This window comes from Cellulomonas septica, from assembly GCF_012396155.1.
GTDB lineage: Bacteria > Actinomycetota > Actinomycetes > Actinomycetales > Cellulomonadaceae > Cellulomonas > Cellulomonas septica.
This window is the reverse complement of record NZ_JAAXOY010000365.1, coordinates 1-3,550: the sequence shown is the minus strand read 5'-3', so window position 1 is coordinate 3,550 and position 3,550 is coordinate 1. Positions and strand designations below refer to the sequence as shown.

Below are 3,550 nucleotides of genomic sequence, written 5' to 3'. Positions count from 1 at the left end.
CTGGTCGCGACCGCGACGCTCCTGCCCGCGACCGCCGCGCAGGCCGAGCCGACGCTGCTCTCGCAGGGCCGACCGACGACGGCGTCGTCCGTCGAGAGCGCCGACTACACGCCCGCGTCCGCGGCGACCGACGGCGTCACCACGACCCGCTGGGCCAGCGCACGCTCCGACGACCAGTGGCTGCGCGTCGACCTCGGCGCGAGCGCGCAGGTCGAGCGCGTGACGCTCCGCTGGGAGTCGGCGTACGCGACGGGCTACCGCGTCGAGGTGTCGACCGATGGCACGACGTGGCGCACGCTGCACTCGACCACGACGGGGACGGGTGGCACCGAGACGCTCACCGTCGACGGGACCGGCCGCTACGTGCGGCTCGTCGGCACGAAGCGCGCGACCGGCTACGGGTACTCGCTGTGGGAGCTGCAGGTGTACGGCACCCCGGGCGGCACGACGCCCACGCCCACCCCGACCGGCACGTGCGGCACCGCCGACGTCGCGCAGGGACGGCCGGCGACGGCGTCGTCGTCGGAGCAGGGCGCGGGCACGGCCGCCGGGCTCGCCGTCGACGGCGACGGGGGCACCCGCTGGTCGAGCGCCTTCGCCGACGGCCAGTGGTGGCAGGTCGATCTCGGGTCGGCGCGCTCCGTGTGCCGCGTCGAGCTCGCGTGGGAGGGCGCGTACGCGCGCACGTTCCGTGTCCTGGGCTCGACGGACGGGACGACGTGGACACCGCTCGCGACGGTCACCGACGGCACCGGCGGGACGCAGCGCCTCACGGTGAGCGGGACGGCGCGGTACGTCCGCCTCGACCTCCAGACGCGCGCCACGGGGTACGGCTTCTCGCTCTGGGACGTCCGCGTGCAGGTGACCGGCGGCGGCACGGCGACGCCGACGCCCGACCCGACGCCGACCGGCCCCGCCGACGGCAAGGTGCGGGTCGCGGGCACCACGGGCGCGTGGTCGCTGCTCGTGAACGGCCAGCCGTGGCTCGTCAAGGGCATCACGTGGGGTCCGCCCGCGGGCGCGTTCGCGCAGCACGCCGACCGGCTCAAGGCCCTGGGCGTCAACACGGTCCGCACGTGGGGCACGGACGGGGGCTCGAAGGTCCTGCTCGACGCGGTGGCCGCCGCGGGCATGCGTACCGTCGCGGGCTTCTGGCTCGCGCCGGGCGGCGGCCCCGGGTCGGGCGGCTGCCCGAACTACGTGACCGACCAGGCGTACAAGGACGCGGCGCTCAAGGACGTCGTGACCTGGACGACCGCGTACAAGGACCACCCCGGCGTGCTGCTGTGGGACGTCGGCAACGAGTCCCTGCTCGGTCTCGGGAACTGCTACTCGGGCGCGGAGCTCGAGGCGCAGCGGCACGCGTACGCGGCGTTCGTGAACCTGGCCGCGCAGCGCATCCACCAGATCGACCCGAACCACCCCGTGACGTCGACCGACGCGTGGACCGGCGCGTGGCCGTACTACAAGGCGAGCGCGCCCGACCTCGACCTCTACGGCCTCAACGCCTACGACGCGGTGTGCGACGCGAAGGCCACATGGGTCGCCGGCGGGTACGACAAGCCGTACCTGATCACGGAGAGCGGCCCGGCCGGCGAGTGGGAGGTCGACGACGACGCCAACGGCGTGCCCGACCAGGGCACGGACGCCGACAACGCTGCCGGCTACACGCGGGCGTGGGACTGCGTCCGCGCGCACGCCGGCGTCGCGCTCGGCGCGACGATGTTCCACTACGGCGACGAGGGCGACTTCGGCGGCATCTGGTTCAACGTCTCCCCCGGCGGCAACCGACGGCTGTCGTACTACGCGCTCGCCCGCGCGTACGGAGGCTCTGCGGCCGCGCCCGGGACGAACACGCCGCCCACGTTCAGCGGCATGACCGTCGCGAACAGCGGGTCGGTCGTCGCGGGCTCGACGTTCACCGTGAACGCGACCGCGACGGACCCGGACGGCGACCCGATCACGTACCACGTGCTGCTCAACAGCAAGTACGTGAACGGCTCGGGCGGCCTGTCCGGCGCGCAGTCCACCCGCAGCGGCAGCACGTTCAGCGTGACCGCGCCGCAGCAGCTCGGCGTGTGGAAGGTCTACGTGTTCGCCGAGGACGGCAAGGGCAACGTCGGCGTCGAGACGCGCTCATTCCGCGTCGTCCCGCCCGCCGTCGCCGGCACGAACATCGCGCTCGGCCGGCCCGCGACCGCGTCGTCCTTCGACCCGTGGAACGGCAACTGGACGCCCGGGCAGGCGACCGACGGCAGCTACGCCACGCGGTGGGCGTCGAACTGGTCCGACGACGAGTGGATCCAGGTCGACCTCGGCTCCGTCCGCTCCTTCCGGAGCGTCCAGCTCGTCTGGGAGTCCGCGTACGCCAAGGGCTACCGCGTCGAGACGTCGACCGACGGCACCGCCTGGACGACGCTCACGACCGTCACCACCGGCGACGGCGACGTCGACACCCTCGCGGTCGCGGGCAGCGCCCGCTACGTGCGGGTGCACGGCACCGCCCGGGGCACCGCCTACGGGTACTCCCTCTACGAGCTCGGCGTCTACGCCTGACGGAAGGAGCCATCACCATGCGCCACCTCACGCACCGCACGACGAGGGCCACCGCGGTCCTGGCGGCTGCGGCCACGGTCCTCGCGGGACTCGCGGCCGCGCTCGTCGCCCCCGCGGCACCCGCCCGCGCCGACGACTACGTGTCCCACCACGAGTTCCAGGCCAACTGCGAGCCGTCGCACGTCGCGTCGGACGACCCGATCGTCTTCCCGGGCCGGCCCGGCGCGTCGCACCTGCACACGTTCGCGGGCAACGTCACCACGAACGCGTACTCGACGCCCGACTCCCTGCTGCGCGGCGCGACCACCTGCCGCGTGCCGGCCGACCACTCGGCCTACTGGTTCCCGACCGTGCTGCGCGCCGGGCAGCCCGTGGTGTCCACCTGGGAGCAGACCTTCTACTACAAGTCCGGGATCGAGGACTACACGAAGGTCGTGCCGTTCCCGACCGGGCTCCGGTTCGTCGCGGGCGACATGATGGCGACGCCCGCGTCGTTCCGGGCCGCGCCCGGGTTCGTCGAGGGCTACGAGTGCGGCGACAGCGCGTTCAACGTGTCGCTGCCGGCCTGGTGCCCGCCGGGGACGCAGGTCAACATCCGCTACCAGTCGCCGAGCTGCTGGGACGGCGTGCACCTCGACTCGGCGGACCACCGCAGCCACATGGCGTATCCCCTCGGCGGCGTGTGCCCGTCGACGCACCCGGTGGCCGTCCCGATGCTCGAGTACAAGGTGTTCTGGCCGGTCAGCGGTGACCTGTCCGACGTCACGATGTCGATGGGCGACGCGTGGCGGTGGCACTACGACTTCGTCAACGCGTGGGAGCCCGCGACGCTCGCGGCGCTCGTCCGCCACTGCATCAACGGCGGGCTGCAGTGCGACTCGCGCGGCTACGACCTCTACAAGCCGCACCGCGGCGCGGTGCTCACCACCGACTACCGCCTGCCGTGACCTGCGCCGGGGGCCGACCGTGCGCGAGCGCGGTCGGCCCCCGGCTC

Annotated in this window: 2 protein-coding genes; both read left to right on the top strand. The window is 73.6% G+C overall.

What is annotated here, in order from left to right; genetic code table 11:
• Positions 1-2,556, top strand: a 2,556-nt coding sequence (locus HGA02_RS13295) for a discoidin domain-containing protein (RefSeq protein WP_168679410.1), incomplete at its 5' end; no start/stop codon positions are given.
• Between the two features lie 17 nt (positions 2,557-2,573).
• Positions 2,574-3,503 carry a DUF1996 domain-containing protein gene (locus HGA02_RS13290; protein WP_168679409.1) on the top strand — a complete coding sequence of 310 codons (930 nt, stop codon included), beginning with the start codon at positions 2,574-2,576 and terminating at the stop codon, positions 3,501-3,503.
• Positions 3,504-3,550: the final 47 nt, after the last annotated feature.